General features: G+C 71.5%; 17 protein-coding genes. 7 read left to right on the plus strand and 10 right to left on the minus strand.

The features are described 5' to 3' along the window. Window positions 1-3 precede the first annotated feature (3 nt). The 8 genes from ABZV77_RS14225 to ABZV77_RS14260 all read right to left on the minus strand — a co-directional run bounded on the left by ABZV77_RS14225 (window position 4) and on the right by ABZV77_RS14260 (window position 7,931). Complete coding sequence (locus ABZV77_RS14225) at window positions 4-942, minus strand: alpha/beta fold hydrolase (RefSeq protein ID WP_356255257.1); 939 nt, start codon at window positions 940-942, stop codon at window positions 4-6. Then, on the minus strand, window positions 939-1,388 hold the full coding sequence (locus ABZV77_RS14230; RefSeq protein WP_356255260.1) for a hypothetical protein: 450 nt from the start codon (window positions 1,386-1,388) through the stop codon (window positions 939-941). Before ABZV77_RS14230 ends, ABZV77_RS14225 begins: the two co-directional genes overlap by 4 nt. After that, window positions 1,385-2,317, minus strand: coding sequence for a Gfo/Idh/MocA family oxidoreductase (locus ABZV77_RS14235; protein WP_356255262.1), 933 nt, complete (start codon window positions 2,315-2,317; stop codon window positions 1,385-1,387). Before ABZV77_RS14235 ends, ABZV77_RS14230 begins: the two co-directional genes overlap by 4 nt. Beyond that, entirely contained in the window at window positions 2,314-3,477 is a 1,164-nt protein-coding gene (locus ABZV77_RS14240) for an Ldh family oxidoreductase (protein ID WP_356255265.1), read from the minus strand. The genes ABZV77_RS14235 and ABZV77_RS14240 overlap by 4 nt, the downstream gene beginning before the upstream one ends. Then, the gene (locus tag ABZV77_RS14245; protein ID WP_356255268.1) at window positions 3,474-4,769 is read right to left on the minus strand and encodes a M20/M25/M40 family metallo-hydrolase; all 1,296 of its coding nucleotides are present in this window, start codon (window positions 4,767-4,769) and stop codon (window positions 3,474-3,476) included. The genes ABZV77_RS14240 and ABZV77_RS14245 overlap by 4 nt, the downstream gene beginning before the upstream one ends. Beyond that, window positions 4,766-5,707, minus strand: a complete 942-nt coding sequence (locus tag ABZV77_RS14250) for a sugar phosphate isomerase/epimerase family protein (protein WP_356255271.1) — start codon at window positions 5,705-5,707, stop codon at window positions 4,766-4,768. Before ABZV77_RS14250 ends, ABZV77_RS14245 begins: the two co-directional genes overlap by 4 nt. Next, entirely contained in the window at window positions 5,697-6,749 is a 1,053-nt protein-coding gene (locus ABZV77_RS14255; protein ID WP_356255274.1) for a Gfo/Idh/MocA family oxidoreductase, read from the minus strand. The genes ABZV77_RS14250 and ABZV77_RS14255 overlap by 11 nt, the downstream gene beginning before the upstream one ends. 150 nt (window positions 6,750-6,899) lie before the next feature. Further along, a complete protein-coding gene (locus ABZV77_RS14260) occupies window positions 6,900-7,931 on the minus strand; it encodes a polyprenyl synthetase family protein (RefSeq protein ID WP_356255276.1) in 1,032 nt (343 codons plus the stop codon). A 462-nt stretch (window positions 7,932-8,393) separates the two neighbouring features. On the opposite strand from ABZV77_RS14260, the gene ABZV77_RS14265 reads away from it, so the two are divergent. From ABZV77_RS14265 to ABZV77_RS14295, 7 genes are all read left to right on the plus strand, one after another. Then, a complete protein-coding gene (locus ABZV77_RS14265; protein ID WP_356255278.1) occupies window positions 8,394-9,599 on the plus strand; it encodes a DegT/DnrJ/EryC1/StrS family aminotransferase in 1,206 nt (401 codons plus the stop codon). After that, the gene (locus tag ABZV77_RS14270) at window positions 9,596-10,714 is read left to right on the plus strand and encodes a DegT/DnrJ/EryC1/StrS family aminotransferase (RefSeq protein ID WP_356255281.1); all 1,119 of its coding nucleotides are present in this window, start codon (window positions 9,596-9,598) and stop codon (window positions 10,712-10,714) included. Before ABZV77_RS14265 ends, ABZV77_RS14270 begins: the two co-directional genes overlap by 4 nt. Before the next feature lie 29 nt (window positions 10,715-10,743). Continuing rightward, window positions 10,744-11,553 carry a methyltransferase domain-containing protein gene (locus tag ABZV77_RS14275; protein ID WP_356255284.1) on the plus strand — a complete coding sequence of 270 codons (810 nt, stop codon included), beginning with the start codon at window positions 10,744-10,746 and terminating at the stop codon, window positions 11,551-11,553. Continuing rightward, a complete protein-coding gene (locus ABZV77_RS14280; protein WP_356255287.1) occupies window positions 11,550-12,506 on the plus strand; it encodes a UbiA family prenyltransferase in 957 nt (318 codons plus the stop codon). Before ABZV77_RS14275 ends, ABZV77_RS14280 begins: the two co-directional genes overlap by 4 nt. Window positions 12,507-12,517: 11 nt before the next feature. Continuing rightward, the gene (locus ABZV77_RS14285; protein WP_356255289.1) at window positions 12,518-13,819 is read left to right on the plus strand and encodes a nucleotide sugar dehydrogenase; all 1,302 of its coding nucleotides are present in this window, start codon (window positions 12,518-12,520) and stop codon (window positions 13,817-13,819) included. Further along, window positions 13,819-15,066, plus strand: a complete 1,248-nt coding sequence (locus ABZV77_RS14290) for a benzoate/H(+) symporter BenE family transporter (RefSeq protein WP_356255292.1) — start codon at window positions 13,819-13,821, stop codon at window positions 15,064-15,066. The genes ABZV77_RS14285 and ABZV77_RS14290 overlap by 1 nt, the downstream gene beginning before the upstream one ends. A gap of 161 nt (window positions 15,067-15,227) precedes the next feature. Beyond that, window positions 15,228-17,540 (plus strand): LuxR C-terminal-related transcriptional regulator, encoded by a 2,313-nt coding sequence (locus ABZV77_RS14295; protein ID WP_356255295.1) that lies wholly within the window; start codon window positions 15,228-15,230, stop codon window positions 17,538-17,540. Window positions 17,541-17,588: 48 nt separating this feature from the next. Here the strand turns inward: ABZV77_RS14295 and sigJ are convergent, their stop codons facing one another. Both sigJ and ABZV77_RS14305 read right to left on the minus strand, forming a co-directional pair. After that, on the minus strand, window positions 17,589-18,500 hold the full coding sequence (gene sigJ, locus ABZV77_RS14300; RefSeq protein ID WP_356255298.1) for an RNA polymerase sigma factor SigJ: 912 nt from the start codon (window positions 18,498-18,500) through the stop codon (window positions 17,589-17,591). Between the two features lie 203 nt (window positions 18,501-18,703). Then, complete coding sequence (locus ABZV77_RS14305; RefSeq protein ID WP_356255300.1) at window positions 18,704-20,296, minus strand: DHA2 family efflux MFS transporter permease subunit; 1,593 nt, start codon at window positions 20,294-20,296, stop codon at window positions 18,704-18,706.

The raw sequence follows: 20,296 nt of genomic DNA on the forward strand, positions 1-20,296 counted from the left end.
GGCTCAGTGCCCACGTGCGGGGCAGCGGCGGTCGAGCCACTCGTGTGCGGCGGCATACCAACTCGGGGCGGTGCGGTGGACGTTGATGGAGTGCGCGGCGTCCGGGACGACGAACGCCTCCAGGTCGGTGGCGCCGGTGTAGAACTTCCGCTCGTACGCGACCACGGACGCGGCGCCCTCGGTGGAGGCGTCCCCGCCGCCGAAGAGACGGTCCTCCTGGCCGACGACCAGCAGGACGGGCACCCGCACCTCGGCGGCCACCTCCGGCTGGTAGATGGCATCCAGGGTGAAGCCTTCACCGGCGGTCACCGTCGACTTGGTGTCCTCGTGCCAGGCGGATACGCCGGGGTCCATGCCGGGCGGGTGCTCGTACAGGGCGGCGCGGCGGCCGGGGCGGGTGGTCAGGTAGTTCTCCGGCGGGTTCGTCGGGGCGAGCAGCGGGTCCTCGGCCGCCGGGTACAGGGCGGGCATCGCCTCCGGGTAGAGCGGGCCGACCGCGTGCAGCAGCCCGGTGATCACCAAGGCGTCCAGATCGCGATGGCGGGCCGCCTCGATCAGGGCGATGCCGGAGCCCAGGGAGTGTCCGACGGCGACCACATGGCGGAAGGCGGGCAGCCCGGGAGCGCCCCGGCGCAGGGCGGCCACCACCTGGTGCACGGCCTCGACGTTGCTCTCCACCGTGACCTGTTCGGCGGCCGGGTGCTCGCTCGCGCCGGTGCCGGGGCGGTCGAGGGCGAGGACGGCGTAGCCCTCGCCGATCGCGTGCCGCGTGTAGTCGAGGGCGCCCGGAGCGGTCCAGTAGCGTCGGTCGTAGGTGAGCCCCGGCAGCAGCAGCTGCACGGTGTCGGGTGCCTTGCCGGGCGGCAGGAACAGCTCCGCTTCGAGCCGCCAGGTGGTGCCGGGGGCGTGCGGAGGGGTCACGTCGAAGGTGACGGTATTCATGCGACTTGCACCCTTCTGCTTCCGGATTCTTGGGCTTCCGCCGGGACCTGGCGGAAGAACAGCCGGGTTTCCGGCCGCAGCTCCAGGTCGGGACCCGTGACCAGGTCGTCGACGGCGATGAGCACGTTGTAGTGGTTGGGGAAGTGGCAGGAGTCGAAGCCGAGCACGGTGCCCACGAGGCGCCCGTCGACCCACACCTCGTCGCCCCGGTCGATCACCCCGGCGCCCTGGATCTCGGCGAAGCCGAGGAAGCCGACCCGGTCGATGCGGGAGCCGGGGGGATCGCCTGCCTGGTCGGTGGTGACCAGCTCGTGCACCTCGCCGGTGCGGACGCAGCGGCTGGTGAACTCCTCCAGGCGCATGCCCCGGTCGACACGGCGGTGGGTCAGCACCTTCACCACCGTGGCGGGCACGGTGCGTTTGCCGCCGTCCTCGGCCGGGTTCACCGTGTGGCTCCTTCCGCGCGGTAGACGGCGTCGACGAGTTCCAGGGCGGCGAGACCGTCGCGGGAGGCGTCCTGTCCACCCCGCAGGCGGGTGTCGAAGTCGGTGAGCACGCCGACGTACTCGTGCCAGAGCGAGCCCTTGAACTCGGGGTGCCCGTCGAGCATGTCGGCGAACAGCCGGGTGCCGTCGTGGAGTTCGACGGTGACGTCCTTGACCTCGCCCTCGTAGGCCCAGTCGAGTTCGACCCGGGCGGTGGCTCCGGCCGTCGAGCGCAGATCGACCGAGGCCCGGCGGTCGGTGCCGAGCTCGTCACGGACGACGTCGGCCGCGGCCAGTTCGACGTCGCCGAGGAACAGCCGTACGACATCGAAGGCGTTGGGGCCGTTGTCGGCCACGCAGCCGCCGCCGCAGCGCTCGGCGTCGAGGTACCAACGGTCGCTGCCCGCGTGCTCCTCGATGCGTTCGAGGTAGCGGACGGTGAGGGAGCGTACGGGGGAGTCGGCCGCTGTGACCTCGTCGAGCAGGCGCAGGACGGCGGAGTTGTAGCGGCGGTGGAAGGAAGTGAAGAGGGTGGCTTCCTGCTCGCGGGCCAGTGAGGCGAGCGCCCGGCCGTCCTCGACACGGATGGCGAGCGGCTTCTCCACACAGACCGCGACCCCCGCGGCGAGGGCGTCCCGGCACACGGTGGCGTGCGCGTCGTTGGGGACGTTCACGACGACCGCGTCCACGTCGGCGTCGGCGAGCAGTCCGGCGTGGCCGGTGTAGCACTTGGCGACGTTCCGGAACGGCTCCAGAGCGGCGGGCCGCAGATCGCACACGGCGACGAGGTCGAGCCCGGGCAACTGGTCGAAGGCGGCGACGTAGAACTTCGAGATGACGCCCAGACCGATGAGGCCGACGCGGGTCCGCACTGCCGGGCGGCCGGTCATCGGGCACCCGCCGGGGGAAGGGCGTCCTGCGACGACCCGACCGGCTCGGGAAACCGGAGGCCCTGTTCGGCGGCGAGCGCGGTGAGCTCGGCGTGGCACTGGCCGGACAGCGGGACGCCGTGCCTCCTGCGGTGCTCCGCGGTCAGCTCCTCGGGCCTGCCGGGGTAGCTCACCGGCCGGGCGGGATCGAGGGGCGGACAGTCCAGGAGCGCTCCGAAGAGACCGTCGGCCTCGGCGCGGAAGTCCTGGCCGGGGCGGAGCGCGCCGGGTGCCACGACGAGGGCGGTGAGGCCGATGTCGTCGTCGCGCCCGGAGGGCTGTCCTTCGCCGTTCAGGGCCTCTGGAGCGGGGCCGAGCCCGGCGCCGGGCACCAGCGCGGCAAGCACCTCGACCATCAGACCGAGCCCGTACCCCTTGTACGCGCCGGTGGCGGGGTCGCCGCCGAGCCAGCGCAGGAAACCCCCGCCGGAGTCCAGGGCATGGGGGTCCGTCACCGGACGCCCCTCGGCGTCCTCCAGCCAGCCCTCCGGTATCGGCTCCCCGGCGCGCGCGGCGGCCCGCACCTTGCCGGTCGGCACCACGGTGGTGCTCATGTCGAGTACGTACGGCGGGCGGTCGCCCGCGGGCGCGGCGATGCTGAACGGGTTGGTGCCCAGCATCGCGGCACGGCCGCCCGGCGGGCGTGCGATGCGCTGGCGGCCGCAGTTGGAGGCGAGGAAGGCCACCATGCCGCGCCGGGCGATCCGGGCCGTGTGGTGTCCCGCGCAGCCGAAGTGGGTGGCGTCGCGCATGGTCACCAGGGCGATGCCGGTCTGTGCCGCGCGGTCGGCGGCCAGCTCCAGCGCCTCCGTCGCCGCCCACAGGCCGAGGGAGCGGCGGCCGTCGAGGAGGACGGCGGCACCGGTGTCGGTGATCTTCTCCGGTTCCGCGGTGGCGTCGATGCGGCCCGCGTCGAGGGCGGGCAGGTACAGCCGGGTGAGGTTGGCGAGGCCGTGCGAGGTGAGTCCGGTGAGATCGCCGTGGACGAGAGCCTCCGCGGCGGTGCGGGCCCGGCTCTCCGGTACCCCGCGGCCGGTGAAGACCTCGGCGCTGAAGGCCACGAGGGCGTCGTGCGGGACGGTCACCTCGCCGTGCGGCGGGGCATCGGTCGACTGGGTCACTGTCGCATTCCTCCTGTGGTGGCGTGCTGCCGGGCGGCGAAGCGGACGAGGATGCCGCTCACCGCCCCGGCGAAGGCTTCGAGATCGGACAGGTCGGCGTACTCCCCGGCCGCGTGCGCGTGATTGCGGTCGAGGTCGCCGGGGCCGAGGACGGCGGTGTGGGCGCCGGGCAGGCCCGCCATCCAGATCGCGTCGCAGGTGAACGCGGGTTCGTCGGCAGGCCAATGGGCGGGCTCGTCCTCCGGTGCCAGCAGGTCGAGGGCCCAGGGATCCTCCGTGGCCCGGAGCGCGGGCAGACCGCGCTTGTGCCACTCGACGCGGGTGATCGCCGCGGCATCCGCCGCGGTGCGGGCCAGCACCCGGTGGGTACGGTAGGCAGCGCTGAACTCCCGTACACCAGCCGCCACTTCGCTCTCCAAGCGGTCGGCGAGAGCCCGGCCGGTGGCGGAGTCGGGGTAGGAGCAGTTGAGCATCAGGCGGCCGGTCCCGTACACCCGGTTGTGGAGGCGCCCGGTGTGCAGTCCGGCGACGCAGACCTGGCCGTCGGCCGCGTGCTCCGGGAGCCGGGCGGCGAGACGCTGCGCGAGGTGGCCGAGCAGGACGGTGGCGTTGTGTCCGGCGGCGGGGCGGTCGTCGATGGCGTCGTCCCCGTCGACCCGGACACAGGCGGTCATCGCGGCCGTGGAACGCGAAAGCAGCCGCATCCCGGTGGGCTCGCAGAACAGGTTGAGCCTGCCGTACCAGCCACGGCGGAGCAGCGGGCGGGTGCCGAACACGCCCATGGCGCCGCCCTCCTCGCCGGACACAGCCTGGATGAGCACGCGGGTGCCTGCGAGACGGTCGGGGGCGGCGTCGAGTGCCGCCCGTATCCCGGCCAGCAGGGCCACGGCGGGGCCCTTGGCGTCGATCGCGCCGCGCCCGGTGAAGCGCTCCCCGTCGAACCCGACCGGTTCGAGACCGGCGACGGTGTCGAGGTGCACGTTGAACATCACCGTGTCCGTCCGCGGCAGTTCGGGGCCGAGCGCGAGCACCAGGGAGGGCTGCGCGGCCAGGAAACCGGGGTCGTCCTCGACGGCCCGGCGCACGGCGAGCGGTACCTGGTCGTCCGTCAGCTCGGCCGCCTCGGCGGCGGCGTGGTGCACGACCTCGAAACCCAGGTGACGTGCGGCGTCCGCGTAGGCCCGCTGGGCATCGCGCAGCCGGGGCTCGTCCTCGCTCTCCAGCATGCTCACGGTGGGGAGTTCGAGGAGGTGCAGCAGCAGGTCGCGTTCGGCGCGGGTCAGCTTCGTCATCGGACGGCCTCCCGGTGGGCACCCGCGGCGGCGGGCAGCCGGGTGGCCAGACGCTCCAGGGCGCGGCCGTACCGCACGAACTCGTCGATGCCGTTGCTGCCCGCGTCGGTCCGGCCCTCGTGGGGGCGGACCGCGCGGTGGGGTTCGATGGTCCAGATACCGGCGTTGCCATGGTCGAGGAGGAGCCCCAGACAGTCCGCCACCCGGCAACTGCCTTCCCCCGGCAGGGTGTAGACCGCATCGCCCGCCTCGGCCCGCGCGTCCTTGATCTGCACGTGGTCGACCCACGTGATGAGCTCGGTGAGCAGGCCGTACGCCTCGTAGCCGTACGCCACACCGTTGCCGGTGTCGAACAGCAGCCGCAGCGCCGGGCTGTCGACCTCCGCGAGCAGCCGGATCGTGCGGGCCGGGTCGGCACCGGCCCACCCCGCACAGTTCTCGTGCAGCAGGACGAGCCCGGCGTCCTCGGCCTGCCGGGCCAGACGCGTCATCCGGGAGATCGTCCGGCGGGCCCACTCCGGCTCGTCGAGCGGCGCGCCGGGGTCGTTCGGGTACGACATCACACGGATGTGACGGGTGCCGAGCGCGGCGCACATCGGGGCGAGGCGCTCCAGCTCGCCGCAGTCGAGCTCGAAGTCACCGGTGACGGGGCGGGCCCAGTTGGCGATGCGGGAGTTGACGCACACCACGTCGAGGTGCGCCTCGTGCAGGGCCGTGACGACGTGGTCGAACGCGGCTTCGTCGAGGTCGGCGAGTGCGGTGCCGTCGATGTCGCGCAGCTCGATCGCCGACCAGCCGAGGAGCTGATGGGCGCGGATCTGACCGGCGAGGTCGGGGGCGGCCTCGTCGCCGATGCCCGCGTAGCGGATGCCGGGCGGCGGCGCGAGACCGGGCGTTCCGGCGGAGGCCGTGGGTGTCCCGAGGATGTCATCCCGCATGGCTCACCTGCCGCCCGTCGGACCCGGCGGGGGAGTGGGCGCCTGCCGCGCCGCGCCGCCGGGTCGCGTCCTTGGCGTCGGCGAGGAGTTCCACCACGCGTGCGGCGAGCCGCAGTTGGGGTTCCAGGTCGGTGCCGTCGCGCAGGGTGCGGTAGGTGTCGACGAAGTAGGCGGACAGCGCGTCGTCGGGGAAGACCTCCCAGGTCTCGGGGCGGCCGGTGCGGCTGAACCTCAGCTGGGCGTAGTGGTCGTCCTCACCGTTGGGATAGTGCGCGACCGCCCGGCCGTCGGTGAACTCCAGCTGTACGCGGCGCTCGCGGACCGGGGCGGTGAGGTCGGAGACGATCCGGCTGGTCGCTCCCTGGTGCCGGAAGACCAGTTCGGCGCGGCCCATGCCGGGGATGGTGGTGTCACCGATCCGCATGTCGGTCAGCTCGGCGGCGGCGAGAGTGGCCTCCCCGGCGAGCCGCAGACAGACCCCGAGGGAGTGCGGGGGCTCCACGTCGAACGCGGTGGGATGGCCGCCGTCGGTCAGTGTGCGGCTCATGCGCGGCTTGCTCTGACGTATGTCGATGGAGCGCAGTTCGCCGAGCGCCCCGTCCTGCACGACGCGGTCGAGCCGTGCGGTCAGCGCGCTGGCCAGCCAGGGGGCGACGATCGCCAGGCGCAGCCGCTCGGTGCGGGCGAGCGCGAGGATCTCGCGGACGGACTGACGGTCCACCGCCAGGGGTTTCTCCACGATGATCCGGCGGAACCCCGCGGCGGCGAGTTCGTGCAGCAGGCCGAGCCGGGCGATGGGCGGAGTGCACAGGTGCACGACGGTGTGCTCGGGGTCCAGCAGGGTGCGGGCCTCGGCGATCGAGGCGACGGGACGCAGTCCCTTGGCCCGCGCGGCAGCTTCGGGGGCCATCGGGTCGAGCGTCAGGACCGGGGCGGTGTCGAAGAGGTCCGTGTGCCGCCCGGCGGCGCGCAGCTTGCGCAGGACCGCCCAGTGCAGTCCGAGGCCCGCCCGCCCGAGCCCGATGATCAGTGTTCGGTCCATGCCGGTGCGGTTCCTTTCGGTGATTCAGGTAGGGCTTGGTGATTCAGGTATGGCGCGGTGATTCGGGTACGGCTTGGTGGTTCCGGTACGGATACGTGGTTCCGGTACGGCTTCGTGGTTCAGATACGACTGCGTCGGTTCCGGTACGGCTCAGCGGTCGCGATACGCCACGCGGGCCGTGAGTTCCATGAGTTCAGTGCGCCACCGGGGCACCAGAGGTGCGTCGGCCACCGCCTTGCGCGCCTGGTCCACGAGGTTCGCGATGCGCTGTTCGACCTCGTCGGCCACACCGGTCGTGACGAGCAGTTCGCGCATTCTGGCCGCGCTGTCGGGGGCGGCGGGGGTGGCGGCGAGTTCCCGGATCCGGTCGTCCCGGCGTACGGCGAGACTGAGCAGGTAGCTCATCTTGAACCGGTCGAGGTCGAGACCCGCGGGTTTGCCGGTGTCCTCGGCGTCGCCGAAGGTGTCGATGAGGTCGTCCCGGAGCTGGAACGCCTCGCCCAGCGGCAGGCCGTAGCTCTCGAAGACGTCGGCGAGATCGGGCCGCCCCGCCAGGGCGGAGCCGAGTTGAAGGGGGCGCTGGATGGTGTACCGGCCGGACTTGCAGACCGCGATCCAGCGTGCGAGCTCAGGGTTGGCCACGCCCTCTGCGGCGATGGCGATGTCGAGGTACTGGCCGACGGTGACCTCGATCCGCGTCTCGTCCCACACCGCCTGGGCCGGTGCGGGCAGAGCGTGGGCGAGCCGGTCGGCGTAGACGTGCGCGAGGTCGGCGGCGAGGTTGGCGACGCCTTCCCCGTAACGGCGGGGTTCGCCGCGCAGCAGGCGCGCTCGGTGCTCCTTGGCGTGCCGTTCGTGCGCGGTGACGGCGCCCCGGCGCAGCGGTGAGTCGTCGAGTACGTCGTCGCGCAAGAGAGCGAAGGTGTGCAGGAGTTCGAGGGCAGCGGCCGCGTCGACGGCACGCTCGCAGTCGGGGTCGCCACCGGCGGCGAGGTGGCCGAGGAGACAGAAGCGGGGGCGTAGCAGCTTGCCCTTGGCGGTGGTGATGGCGGTGACGCTGTCGACGAAGGGGGCACAGCGCGGATCCACGGCGGTCCAGCGCGCGCTCTCCTGGGTGAGGACGGTGTCGATGCGCTCCTGGACGGCGTCCAGCGACCGGGTCAGCACGGCGTCGCCGCTCATGCGGTGCCTTTCGTTCGGGAGGGCGGCCCGCACAAGATGCCCTCTGTGCAGGCGATTTCGACTACGTCGTGCTCGGTGGGATGCAAAGTCGTCGCATGAGGAACCGCCGGATTTTCCGGTCCTCCGGGATGGCCAAGAAATTTCAAAGGAAGCACATCCTCTGTAACCCGCTGATCGGACTCTGGAACTCGTGTCTGGCAAAGCGGCGGCACTTGGGAAAAGCTGCGGTGAGGGGGAGGTCCCTGTCAAGCGGCGGACCCTCACAGCCCGCCCGCCGCGCCAGTTGTCGACCTTCACCAACCCTGTCTGACCTGGCAGTTCGACATCCCCGACGGTTTGCCATGGCTGATACTTGCCGGGTTCTCGGGCCTGGCCCCGGCAAGGGTTTGTCATTGCCATCGGGAAAGCGACCGGCCTAGCTTCGCATCATCCATATCTCCGGCCTGCTTCACGGAGGACTGTGTGATCTCCCCTGCCCGGAACGTCGATCAAAAAGCGGAACGAGAAATCGGAGGCCCGGTTCCGTTCTTCACTCAGGCCGACACGTTCAACGACTGTTGGCCGGACATTAACCGCCACCTCAACGAGATGTTCGACCGTGGAAAGTACTCCCACGGCCAGCAAGTCGCAGCATTGGAAAAGGCGCTCGCCGAATACACCGGAGCACGGCACGTGGTGGCGGTGAACAGCGGGACGGACGCCCTGGTCCTGCTGCTGCGAGCCTGTGGCGTCGTCCCGGGTGACGAGGTCGTCGTGCCTGCCTTCAGCTTCGCCGCCACGGCCACCTCGGTGGCGCTGGCCCGCGCCACACCGGTGTTCGCCGACATCGACCCGGAGAGCTACTCGCTGGACCCGCGGTCCGTCGAGGCGGTCATCACTCCGCGCACCAAGGCGATCATGCCGGTGCACCTCTTCTGGCAGCTCGCCGACATGGGCGCTCTCGGCGCCCTGGCGGAGCGGCACGGCGTGCAGGTGGTCGAGGACAGCGCGGAGGCGATCGGCATGCGCCGCGACGGCGTGCACGCCGGACTCCTTGGCGACGCCGGTGTGCTGTCGTTCTTCCCCACCAAGACCCTGGGCGCACTGGGCGACGCGGGCGCCGTCCTGACGGACGACCCGGACATCGCCGAGCGCGTGGCGATCCTGCGCCACCACGGCCGGATGGGCCGCACCGTGGACCACATCGCCGGGATCTCCAACCTCTCGGGGGCCTCGGGCACCAACAGCAAGATGGACGACATCCAGGCGTCCGTGCTGCTCGGCAAGTTGCCCCGGCTCGACGCGGCGATCGACCGCCGCACGGAGCTGGCAGCGGTGTACACGGAGTTGCTGAGCGACATGCCGGGCGTCACGCGGCTGCCCACGGTGGTCGACCGGGGCGTGACGGCGGACCCGGTCTTCTACGTGTACGTGATCGAGGTGGAGCGGCGGGACGCCCTGGTGGAGCACCTCACCCGGGAGGGCGTCGGCACCGAGGTCTTCTACCCGATCCCGCTGCACCTCCAGCCCTGCTTCGCCGAACTCGGCCACCAGCGGGGCGACTTCCCGAACGCGGAGGCGGCCTGCGAGCGCACCGTCGCGCTGCCCTTCCACCCCGACCTCGCCCTCGACGACATGCACCGGGTGTGCGAGGCCATCCGCCGCTTCTACACAGGGGTTGCGTCATGAGAACTCTGCCGTTCTTTCCCCCCGATCTCTTCGAGGCGGACCGTGAGGCACTGCTTTCGGCGGTGCACGAGCTGGGCACGGGCCCCGAACAGCGCTTCATCCTCGGCGAGCGCACCGCCGAACTGGAAGAGGCGCTGCGCGAGATGACCGGCGCGGAGCACGTCATCGCCTGCGCCAGCGGCACCGGAGGCCTTGAGCTGTCCGTGCGCGCCCTGGGCATCGGGCCTGGCGACGAGGTGATCGTGCCGGCCTTCTGCTGTCAGCCGGTGGCCAGTTCGGTGGCGAACACGGGGGCCACCCCGGTCTTCGCCGACGTTGACCCGTGGACGATGGTCCTGGACCCCGACGCCACGAAGTCACTGATCACCGAACGCACGAAGGCGCTGATGCCCGCCCATGTCTTCTCGATCATGGCGGACATGGAGCAGCTGGGGGCGATCGCCCGCGACCACGGTGTCGCACTGATCGAGGACGCGGCAGTCGCCCAGGGCGCCGTCCTGGACGGCCGTCCGGCCGGGCGCTGGGGCGACCTCGGGGTGTTCTCCTTCTTCCAGGTCAAGGCGTTCGGCACGGCGGGCGAGGGCGGGATGGTCCTCACCGACGACCCGGAACTGGCCCGTAACGTACGGATGTTGCGCAACCACGGGCAGGACGGCGTCCACCGCTTCCTGCACCACCGCATCGGCCAGAACAACCGGTTCGACGAGGTGCTCGCCGCCTTCCAGCTGCACCGGCTGCCCGGCTTCGCGGACCGCCTTGAACGCCGTGCGCGGATCGCCGACTACTACACCGAGCGCTTCGAGCCCCTGCGCGAGCGCGGCGCGCTCGCCCCGCCCGCGGGGCGCAACGGCCGCTGCTACTACGTCTACTCGCTGCTGGTCGACCGCCGCGAGGAACTCAGTTCCTACCTGGCGGAACGCGAGATAGGCAGCCACATCTACTACCCCGTGCCGCTGCCGCGGCAGCCCGCCTTCGCACCGTGGGCCGCCCCCGAGGGCAGCTGGCCGAACGCCGAGCTGGCCTCCACCCACAACCTGGCCATCCCGATCTGGCCCCATCTCAGCGACGCCGAGGTCGAGTACATCGCCGACACGGTCTGCGAGTTCTACGCATGAGTACGCGAGAGCAGCCTATGGAGATCACCATGACGAGCCCACCGGCACAGCGTGAGTACGTCTTCGACCCGGTCTGGGAGAAGGAGACCGAGCGCCTGCGGACCAATGAGTCGATCTGGGACCCGGGCACCCTGGAGCGGCTCGCCGCACTGGGTGTCGGGCCGGGCTGGCGCTGCCTGGAGATCGGCGCCGGTTCGGGTTCCGTGGCACGCTGGCTCGCCGACCGCGTGGGCCCCACCGGCCACGTCCTCGCCACCGACCTCCAGACCGAACGCCTGGCGCCACTGGCGTCGCTGCCGCAGGTGGACGCCGTACGGCACGATCTGCGGCAGGAGGAGCTGCCCGAGGCGGCGTTCGACCTCGTGCACTCCCGCATGGTGCTCCAGCACCTGCCCGACCGGGCCGCCGCCGTCGACCGCATGGTGCGCTCGCTGCGGCCCGGCGGGGTGCTGTTCCTGGAGGACACCGACTCCTCCACACTGTTCCGCACCGCCCTGTCGGAGGACTTCCTCCAGGACGTACGGGCCGCCGGATACGGCCTGATGCGCGAGTCGGGCCATGACCCGCGCGGCGGCCACGTCGATCTCCAACTGGTCCTGGCCGCCGGTCTGGAGGCGACGGCGGAGGGCCGGGCGGTGATGGTGCGCGGCGGCTCCGACCAGGCCAGGCACTACATGCTGTGGCTGGAGTTCATGCGCCCGCGCATCGTGGCCGCCGGACTCCTGGACGACGCCCGGATCGACGCGGCCCTGGCCGAGATGGCCGACCCGTCCCACCACTGGCTGAGCCAGGTGCTGATCAGCACGGTCGGCCGCAAGAGCGGAGCGGAGCGGGGATGACGGCGACGATCTCGACGCCACCCCGCCCGGGCATCCGGGAACGGGCGGGCGCGTACGCGAAGTTGGCGAAGCTGTCGTTCTTTGACTACTACCTGTGCGTCTTCGTGGTCCTGGCGCTGCTGCCCGCCGCGATGTGGGACGAACCGCGCACCTGGTGGGTCCTGGTGCTGTTCGACCTCGGCTGGGTGGGGATCGTGGCGGCCACCGTCGCACTGGACGACGTCACCGGGGTGCGGGACGGCAGCGACGCCCGCAACTACGACCCACAGGAGGCGCTGCGGGCCCGCGACCGCAAACCACTGCTCAACGGCTCGCTCACCACGCGGCAGGCGCTGCGCTTCGGCTGGGGGTGCGCCATCGGCGGCAGCGCCCTGTGGGCGCTCACCGCGCTGGTCGCACCGCACCGGCCCTGGTGGGCGCTGGCGGCGGCAGGCTTCTCGGTGGTCATCAGCGTGCAGTACTCCTACGGCCTCAAGCTCAGCTACCGGGGCGGCCAGGAGACGGTCATCTGGCTGAGCACCGGCCTGTGCGTACTGATCCCCTTCGCCCTGCTGAACGGGGAGATGACCGGCGCGGCGTGGCTGGAGTGCTTCCTGTTCGGACTGTGGAGCCTCATGGTCTCGGTCTACTCCAACATCAACGACGTGGACGGCGACCGGGTGGCAGGCCGCCGCAACCTGGCGACCAGCGTTTCCCCCGGCGTCTACCGGGGCTTCATCGCCGGGCTCTCGCTGGCCGAGACCGGCGCGATCGTCGGCACCGCGGCGGTCGGCGCGGTGCCCTGGTGGTTCTGCGCGTTCCTGCTGCCCGTGATGGGCCTGCGCGCCCGGCAGGCGCACGCCGGGCTCGTCGCGGGCGAGGTGCTCTCGGCCCGCAAACAAGGCGTCACCATCCACCGCTGGGGCGTCGTCCTGCTGGTCGCCGCGAACCTGGCGCTCGTGCACAACGGCTGAAAGGGCACACGATGTCCGGAACGAAGAACGACGCCGTCCCGCGCAGCGCGGGCCGCCGCGTGGTGGTGGTCGGCCAAGGGTATGTGGGGCTGCCGCTGGCCGTGGGGGCGGTGGAGGCGGGCCACACGGTCGTCGGCTACGACGTGGACGAAGGACGGATCGCCCGGCTGAGGTCGGGCGACTCCTACGTGGAGGACGTGGGCGAGCAGCGACTGACCAAGGCGCTGCAGTCCGGGGCCTACCGCCCCACGACTGACGCGGCGGAGCTCGCCGGATTCGACGTGGCCGTGGTCACCGTGCCGACTCCGCTCCTCGACGACGTCCCCGACCTGAGCTGCATCGAGGAGGCCGCGCTGACGCTGGCAGGGCATCTGCGGCCGGGAGCGCTGGTCGTGCTGGAGTCCACCACCTACCCGGGTACCACCGAGGACGTGTTCGGCGCGCTGCTCCAGAAGGAGAGCGGCCTGTGCCCCGGCACCGACTTCCACCTCGGCTACAGCCCCGAGCGCATCGACCCGGGAAACCGGCGCTGGACCCTGCGCACCACCCCGAAGATCGTGTCGGGTGTGGACGCGGAGTCCCTGCGCCGCACCGAGGAGTTCTACGACACGGTGGTCGAGCGGACCGTGCCGGTGCGCGACCCGAAGACCGCCGAACTGACCAAGCTCCTGGAGAACACCTACCGGCACGTCAACATCGCGCTCGTCAACGAAATGGCGGTGATCGCGCGTGAACTCGGCGTCGACGTCTGGGAAGCGATCGACGCGGCCTCCTCCAAGCCGTTCGGCTTCATGCCGTTCACACCGGGGCCCGGCGTGGGCGGCCACTGCCTGCCGGTCGACCCCCGCTACCTCTCCTGGCGGGTGGAGCGTGAGCTGGGCCGCCGGTTCCGCTTCGTCGACCTCGCCAACGACGTCAACAGCCAGATGCCGCAGTACGTGGTGCAGCGCCTGGTCGAAGCCCTCAACGAGCTCCAGCGTCCGGCGAACGGCTCCCGCGTGCTGCTGCTCGGTCTTGCGTACAAGCGCAACACCGGTGACGCCCGCGAGTCGCCGGCGGTGAAGGTCGCCGAGCTGCTGCTGCGCACCGGCGCCCAGGTGCACGCGGTGGACCCGCACGTACGCGAGTCCGTGCCGCTGGACGCCCGGGTGCGCAGGGTGGAGCTCACCGAGGAGGAGGTGGCCGCCGCGGACGCGGTGGTGCTGCTCACCGCCCACGACGACTTCGACTACGACGTGGTGCTGCGCGGAGCCCGGCATGTCCTGGACTGCCAGCGGCGGCTGCGGCCTGCCGCCAACGTCGAGATCCTCTGATGGCGGAGGCCCTCGGCGGCCGCGCGCGGCGGGTGTGGCAGGACGCGTCCGTCTCCGCGGTCGTCGCGGGGGCCGTCGCGGTCGTCGTCTCCTTCGCGGGGCCCCTGACCATCGTCGTCCAGGCCGCGCACGCCGGTGATCTGGACGAGGCCCAGCTCTCCTCGTGGATCTGGGCGATCGCCGTGGGCAGTGGTGTGACCGGGTTCGTGCTGAGCCTGCGGTGCCGCGCGCCCATCGTGGCCGCCTGGTCGACCCCGGGTGCGGCGCTGCTGGTCACCCAGCTGGCCGACGTTCCGTACGCGACGGCGATCGGGGCGTATCTGGCCGCCGCCGCGCTGACCGTACTGGTGGGGGTGACGGGCTGGTTCGACGCGCTGATGCGGCGCATCCCGGGTGCCGTGGTCTCTGCCGTACTGGCCGGGATCCTGCTGCGGTTCGGCCTGGACGCCTTCCGGGCGCTGGAGAGCGGTCCGGCCGTGGCCGGGGTGATGATCGCCGGGTACGTGGTCTGCCAGCGGGTGGCGCCCCGGTATGCCATCGCGGCACCGCTCGCCGCGGCCGTCGCGGTGGCGGGCGCCACCGGCACGCTGTCCCTCGGCGGAACCCGTCTCGCCCTCGCCGCCCCGGTGTTCACCGTGCCCGCGTGGCCCGGAGAGGCGCTGGTGAGCCTGACGCTGCCGCTGTTCCTGGTGACCATGTCGGCGCAGAACGCGCCGGGGGTGGGGGCGCTCAGGGAGGCCGGGTACGCGGTGCCCTCGGGGCAGTTGGTCCGTGACACGGGTGTGGCATCGGCTGTCTTCGCGCCGTTCGGGGCCCACGCGATCAACCTCGGCGCGATCACGGCGGCGATCTGTGCCGGTCCTGACGCTCACGAGGACCGTGCCCGCCGCTACGTGGCCGGATTGAGCTGCGGGGTGTTCTACGTCGTGGTGGGCCTGTGCGGGGCGACCGTCGCCGACCTGTTCGCGGCGCTTCCGCAGGACCTGATCTCGGCGGCCGCGGGCGTCGCCCTGCTGGGTGCCCTGGGCGGCAGCATGTCGGCGGCATTCACCGAGGCGGACAGCCGAACCCCCGCGATCGTCGCATTTCTCACCACCGCTTCCGGTCTCACCTTGTGGGGACTCGGAGCGGCTTTGTGGGGTCTTGTCTTCGGAGTGGCCTGTCGGTTGGTACTGACGAAACCAGAGCGGAATGGGAATTCTGACATGGACAGCTCGTCCCCCCATCTAAAGGGGAGGCGACAGTGAAACCATGAAAGTGAAAAGAAGGTTCCCCTGGAGATATGCGGTCCGTATGCTTTCTCCAGAGGTTCACGCATGGGGAACTACGGGGGTAGTGTTATGCGGAATGCGAGACTTCATTTGCCTGTACACGGGCAATTCGCGCCATTAGTGATCGTGATATCCCCATGACGGCCGTGGCGCTCGCCACCGGGGAACTGTCCCCACAGCTGATCATCGACATGGCGTCCCGCCTGCCCAGCCACCACGACACGCTGGTGGGACGCGACCTGGAAGTCCTCACCCTCTCCGCACTGCTCGGCGAGGAAACACACCGGCTGATCACCCTGACCGGCCCCGGCGGAGTCGGCAAGAGCAGGTTGGCCTGCGAGGCCGTGGCCGATGCCCGGATCGCCCGGGTCGCCTATCTGGATCTGCACGGGACCACCGGGCGCGACGACCTCACCGAGACGATGGCCGCCCTGCTGCCCGACGAGCCGTGCCTGTTGCTGCTCGACGGGTGCGAACAGGCCGCCGACGCCACCGCCGCCGCGGTCGACACCCTGCTGAGCCATGTGCCCGGACTGCGCGTCCTCGCCACCAGCCGCCGTGCGCTGCGCCTGTACGGGGAGCAGTTCTTCCCCGTACCGCCACTGCAGGCCCCGCCCTCGCCGTACCGGCAGGACGTCCTCGAACTCCAGGACTACGCCGCGGTGCAGCTGTTCGTCGAGCGCGCCCGGGCGATCGACCCGTCGTTCGCGCTGACCGCGCAGAACGCCCGGGTGGTGGCGGAAATCTGCACCCGCATGGACGGACTGCCGCTGGCGATCGAGCTGGTCGCCGAGAAGCTGCGCCTCTTCCGGGTGGACGGTCTGCTGACCCGACTGCGCCAGGACCAGCCGGTGCCGGACGGCAGGCGGGCCGTGCGCTCGCCGATGCACCGCAGCATCCGCTCGATCGCCGAGCACAGCTTCCGGCTGCTCGACGAGGAGCAGCGCGCGCTGCTCACCCGGCTCTCGGTCTTCACGGCCGACACGAACTTGCCCACCGCCGAGGAGTTCTGGGACCTGCCCACGCACCGGACGGAACAGGCGGTGGAGACGTTGGTCGGCCACCATCTCCTACGGGTGACGCCGGGCGGCGACGAGCCGCGGTTCACGATGTTCAACACCGTCCGCGAGTTCTGCCTGGAGCGACTGTCCGCCGAGGGCGAGTTGCCGGACGCCCGGCGTCGGCACGCGGAGTACTTCCTGCTGCTCGCCCTGGAAGCCGAGCCCTACCTGACAGGGCCGCAACAGGCGCAGTGGCTCCAGCGCCTTGCCCCGCTGCACGAGGACCTGCTGGCCGCGCTGACCTGTCTGGAAGCGAGCGGCCGCCACGTGGACGCGGCCCGCGCCGCCCTCGCCCTGCACCGCTTCTGGCTGGTGCGCGGCCACCTCGACCTCGGCGAACAGTGGCTGGCCAAGGCGGCGCAGGCGTTCGCCGCCACTCCCGGACACGAGGAACAGGCCGCGCGGGCCGAGGCGGCACGGGGCGAGGTGGCCCTGGTGCGCGGCAGCGTGCGGCTGGCGGCGGACTGCTTCTGGCGCGCGGCCCGCGTCTTCCGCGAGCAGGGCGACACCGCCCACGAGGGGGCCGCGCTCGCCTGGCTCGCCTCCACCGACCACCGGCCCACGGGGCCCGAAACGGTGCACCAGGCCGCGGTGCAGCTGCTCCGCGTGGCGGACCACGAGCAGGCGACCGTCGAGGTGGCGAACGCCGCCCTGCCACTGGCGGTCGGCAGCGCGTCCACCGACGCCAAGCTCACCGCCGACCTGCTGGAGGTGGCCAACGCACTGTTCATGCGGGCGCGGGACGTCCGGGGCGAGGCGCTGGTCCTCGGCATGCGTGGGGCGTTGGCCGACTCCCGGGGCGACCGGGCGCTGTCGGAACAGCTGCTGTGGAAGGGGCTGTACCGGCTGCGGTCCATCGGGGAGCACATGGTGCTGCCCATGGTGCTTGAGACCCAAGCGGTGCACCTGTGGCACCGGCTGCCGCACCAGGGGCACCGGCTGGCCCGACTGCTCGCGGCCGCGTCCGCCGTGCGGGAGTCGACCGGGGCGCATCCGCCGCCGATGGTCCACGGCGCGGCCGCCGCCCTGCCCGACATGCGCCGCCGGTTGTCAGGCTCCGAATACGCGGCGGCGTGGCGGGAAGGCCGGGTGCTCTCCGCCGTCGCGGCCGCGGGCGAGGCGCTCGCCTTCGGCCCGCCGCCCGCCGGGCCCGCCTCGGCGGCGCCCCGACCGACGCAGCTCACGGCCCGTCAGCACGAGGTGGCGGTGCTGGTCAGCCAGGGGATGACCAACCGCCAGATAGCACAGCAGCTGCGGTTGTCGGAGTGGACCGTGGTGAACCACGTCCGGGAGGTCATGCGCCGGTTGGAGGTGCCGTCGCGCCTCCACGTGGCGAAGTGGGTGCTGGGACGGCAGCACCAGGACGCTCCGGACGCCGTGGCGGAGTGACCGGACCGCGGCCGACGTCCCGGGACTCTCGGGACGTGCCGCGGCAGCTCAGGGGGTGACCGGGATCCGGCCGAGCTTCTCGGGGTTGCGTACCGCGCGTACGGCGGTGATCCGGGGGAGGTCGCCCGTCAGGTCGACGTCCGCGGTGACCACGGCGAACACCCCTGCGGGAGTGGCCAGTACGGCGGCGGGCATGCCGTCGTGCTGCACATCCATCCGCACCACGAGCCCGGCCGGATAGGTGCCCGCGGTGGACGCGAAGTACTCGGCGACACCGGTGGCCCCGTGCAGCGGAACGCGCGGGGTCTCCGCATGGCCGTTGCCGTCCGCCCACATGGTCACGTCGGGGGCCAGCACCGTCATGAGCGACTCCATGTCGCCGTCGAGGCAGGCGGCGACGAAGCGCTCGGTGATCTCACGGACCCGCCGACTGTCCGACTCGAAGCGCCGGTCACGCAGCCGCACCCGGCGCCGGGCCCGGCTGCCGAGCTGCCGCACGGCCTGTTCGCTGCGGTCGACCGCCTCGGCGACCTCGGGGAAGCTGAACCCGAACACCTCGTGCAGCACGAACACCACACGCTCGAGCGGGGACAGCGTCTCCATCATCACCAGGACCGCCATGCCCACCGACTCGCCGAGCAGTGAGGACTCCACGGCGACGTCGGAGGAGACCAGCAGCGGCTCGGGCAGCCAGGGCCCCACGTACTCCTCGCGCCGGGCCCGGCTGCGACGCATCTCGTCGATGGAGGTGCGGGTGACGGCCCGCACCAGGTAGCCGCGTGGATCGGCCACGACGTCAGGGTCGATGCGCTGCCACCGCAGCCAGGTCTCCTGGACGACGTCCTCGGCATCGGCGACGGTGCCGAGCATGCGGTACGAGATGCCGAACAGCAGCTGCCGGTACCGTTCGAACGGATCCGAGGTGCCGGATCGCTCGGAGGTGGCTGTCGCCTCGGCCATGACTCTCCGTTCCACGTTCACTCAGGTTCAGGGCGCATCGGGATCGATCGCCAACTGCCCACCGAGTCTACAATCGTGGCCTCTCGCGACTCATACCGATTCTTGCCGTTCTCGAGCGGTGGCTCGGAGGACGTTCATTAATTCCAGATGAGAAATACCTCTCCGGGAACCGGGAACAGGCCGATATCGCGGAAGGAATTCTGCTAGTCCCGCGCCTGGACGACATCCGATTCCGTACGGGGCTGCGCGGACAATTCCGGCTCGGGGCGCCGGGCCGGCGGCAGGAACATGGCGAGTGCGGCGGCGACGACGGCCACCGCGACCGTCAGGAAGAGGCCATAGCGCACCGCGTCGGTGAGCCCTTCGGCGTACACCGAATCCGTGAGCCGCCCGGCCTGCTGGCGCACCTCCTCCGGGACACCCTCGGCGGCGAGCCGGTTCTGCAGGAGGGCGCCGACCGCGGCACCTCCGACGACTGCGCCGATCTGCCGGAACGTGGTGAACATGCCGGAGGCGACACCGGTCAGCTGCGGCGGGATCTCCTGCATGGCGAGCGTGCTGGTGGGCGCGAACACCAGACCCATGCCGACACCGAAGACGAGCTGGCCCGGGACGATGGCCCATACGTCGGAGTCCGGCTTGGCCATGACCGCGATGAGGGCGATACCGGCTCCGAAGATCAGCATGCCGGGGATGAGGAGCTTGCGGCCCCCCAGCTTGCCGACCGCGTTTCCGGCCAGGGGTGCCACGACCATCGAGATCAGGGGGCCGGGCACCAGGGCGAGACCTGCCTCCCCCGCGGAGACCCCGAGCACGGACTGCAGGTAGAGGGTGAGCGGCAGCAGCACGCCGATGGAACCGAACAGCAACATCGCGCCGAGCAGGGCGGAGATGGTGAACCCGCGGCTGCGGAACAGCTCGAACGGCACCAGCGGACGCTGCCCCTGACGGGTCCGCTGGTGCAGCGCGAAGACCCCGAGGAGCACCACGCCGAGCGCGAGGACCAGCGGGATGCTGAGGAAGGACTCGATGGTGCCCCAGTCGTAGCGCTCGCCCTCGATCAATCCGTACACGATCAGGCTGAGGCCCGCCGTGGCCAGCACGGCGCCCGTCAGGTCCAGCGAGGGCCGCTGCTCCCTCCGGATGTCGGGCACCACGACGATCGCGCCCAACAGGGCCGCCGCGCCGATCGGGAGATTGATGAAGAAGATCCAGCGCCAGTCGAGGCCGGAGACCAGCGCGCCGCCGAGGGTGGGACCGGCGACCGTCGCCAGGCCCGCGACCGCCGACCACACGCCGAAGGCCGCCCCGCGCCGCTCCGCCGGGAAGACGGCGCTGATCAGGGCCAGGGTCTGCGGCATCATCACCGCGGCGCCGAGCCCCTGGACCGCCCGGGCCGCGATCATCTGACCCGGCGTGTCCACGAGCCCGCACACCACCGATGCCAGGGTGAAGACCGTGAGTCCGGTGGCGAAGACGCGTTGAGCCCCGAAGCGGTCGCCGAGCCGTCCGGAGAGCAGCAGCAGCGCCGCGAAGACCAGCATGTAGGCGTTGGCGAACCAGAGGATGTCGTCCAGCGACGCGCCGAGCCCCGCCGCCATCTCGGGAATGGCGATCGTGACGATCGTCGTGTCCAGCAGCGTCATGAAGGAGCTCGTGCAGAGCACCGTCAGCACCAGCCAGGGGTTCCGCTGTCGAGTACGTGGTGCGTCCGTGACCATCCCGCGGCCTCTCGTTCGTAGTCGTGTGAGGTGCTTCCAACAGGACCGACGCAGCCGGGCGCGAAACCGTGACAT

The organism is Streptomyces sp. NPDC004732, from assembly GCF_040609235.1.
Classification (GTDB): Bacteria; Actinomycetota; Actinomycetes; order Streptomycetales; family Streptomycetaceae; genus Streptomyces.

Coding starts and splice junctions, on each gene's coding strand:
- ABZV77_RS14305 (WP_356255300.1), bottom strand. CDS start 20,296: ATGTCACGGTTTCGCGCCCGGCTGCGTCGGTCCTGTTGGAAGCACCTC.
- ABZV77_RS14285 (WP_356255289.1), top strand. CDS start 12,518: ATGTCCGGAACGAAGAACGACGCCGTCCCGCGCAGCGCGGGCCGCCGC.
- ABZV77_RS14260 (WP_356255276.1), bottom strand. CDS start 7,931: ATGAGCGGCGACGCCGTGCTGACCCGGTCGCTGGACGCCGTCCAGGAG.
- ABZV77_RS14255 (WP_356255274.1), bottom strand. CDS start 6,749: ATGGACCGAACACTGATCATCGGGCTCGGGCGGGCGGGCCTCGGACTG.
- ABZV77_RS14245 (WP_356255268.1), bottom strand. CDS start 4,769: ATGACGAAGCTGACCCGCGCCGAACGCGACCTGCTGCTGCACCTCCTC.
- ABZV77_RS14225 (WP_356255257.1), bottom strand. CDS start 942: ATGAATACCGTCACCTTCGACGTGACCCCTCCGCACGCCCCCGGCACC.
- ABZV77_RS14290 (WP_356255292.1), top strand. CDS start 13,819: ATGGCGGAGGCCCTCGGCGGCCGCGCGCGGCGGGTGTGGCAGGACGCG.
- ABZV77_RS14275 (WP_356255284.1), top strand. CDS start 10,744: ATGACGAGCCCACCGGCACAGCGTGAGTACGTCTTCGACCCGGTCTGG.
- ABZV77_RS14270 (WP_356255281.1), top strand. CDS start 9,596: ATGAGAACTCTGCCGTTCTTTCCCCCCGATCTCTTCGAGGCGGACCGT.
- ABZV77_RS14280 (WP_356255287.1), top strand. CDS start 11,550: ATGACGGCGACGATCTCGACGCCACCCCGCCCGGGCATCCGGGAACGG.
- sigJ (WP_356255298.1), bottom strand. CDS start 18,500: ATGGCCGAGGCGACAGCCACCTCCGAGCGATCCGGCACCTCGGATCCG.
- ABZV77_RS14250 (WP_356255271.1), bottom strand. CDS start 5,707: ATGCGGGATGACATCCTCGGGACACCCACGGCCTCCGCCGGAACGCCC.
- ABZV77_RS14235 (WP_356255262.1), bottom strand. CDS start 2,317: ATGACCGGCCGCCCGGCAGTGCGGACCCGCGTCGGCCTCATCGGTCTG.
- ABZV77_RS14295 (WP_356255295.1), top strand. CDS start 15,228: ATGACGGCCGTGGCGCTCGCCACCGGGGAACTGTCCCCACAGCTGATC.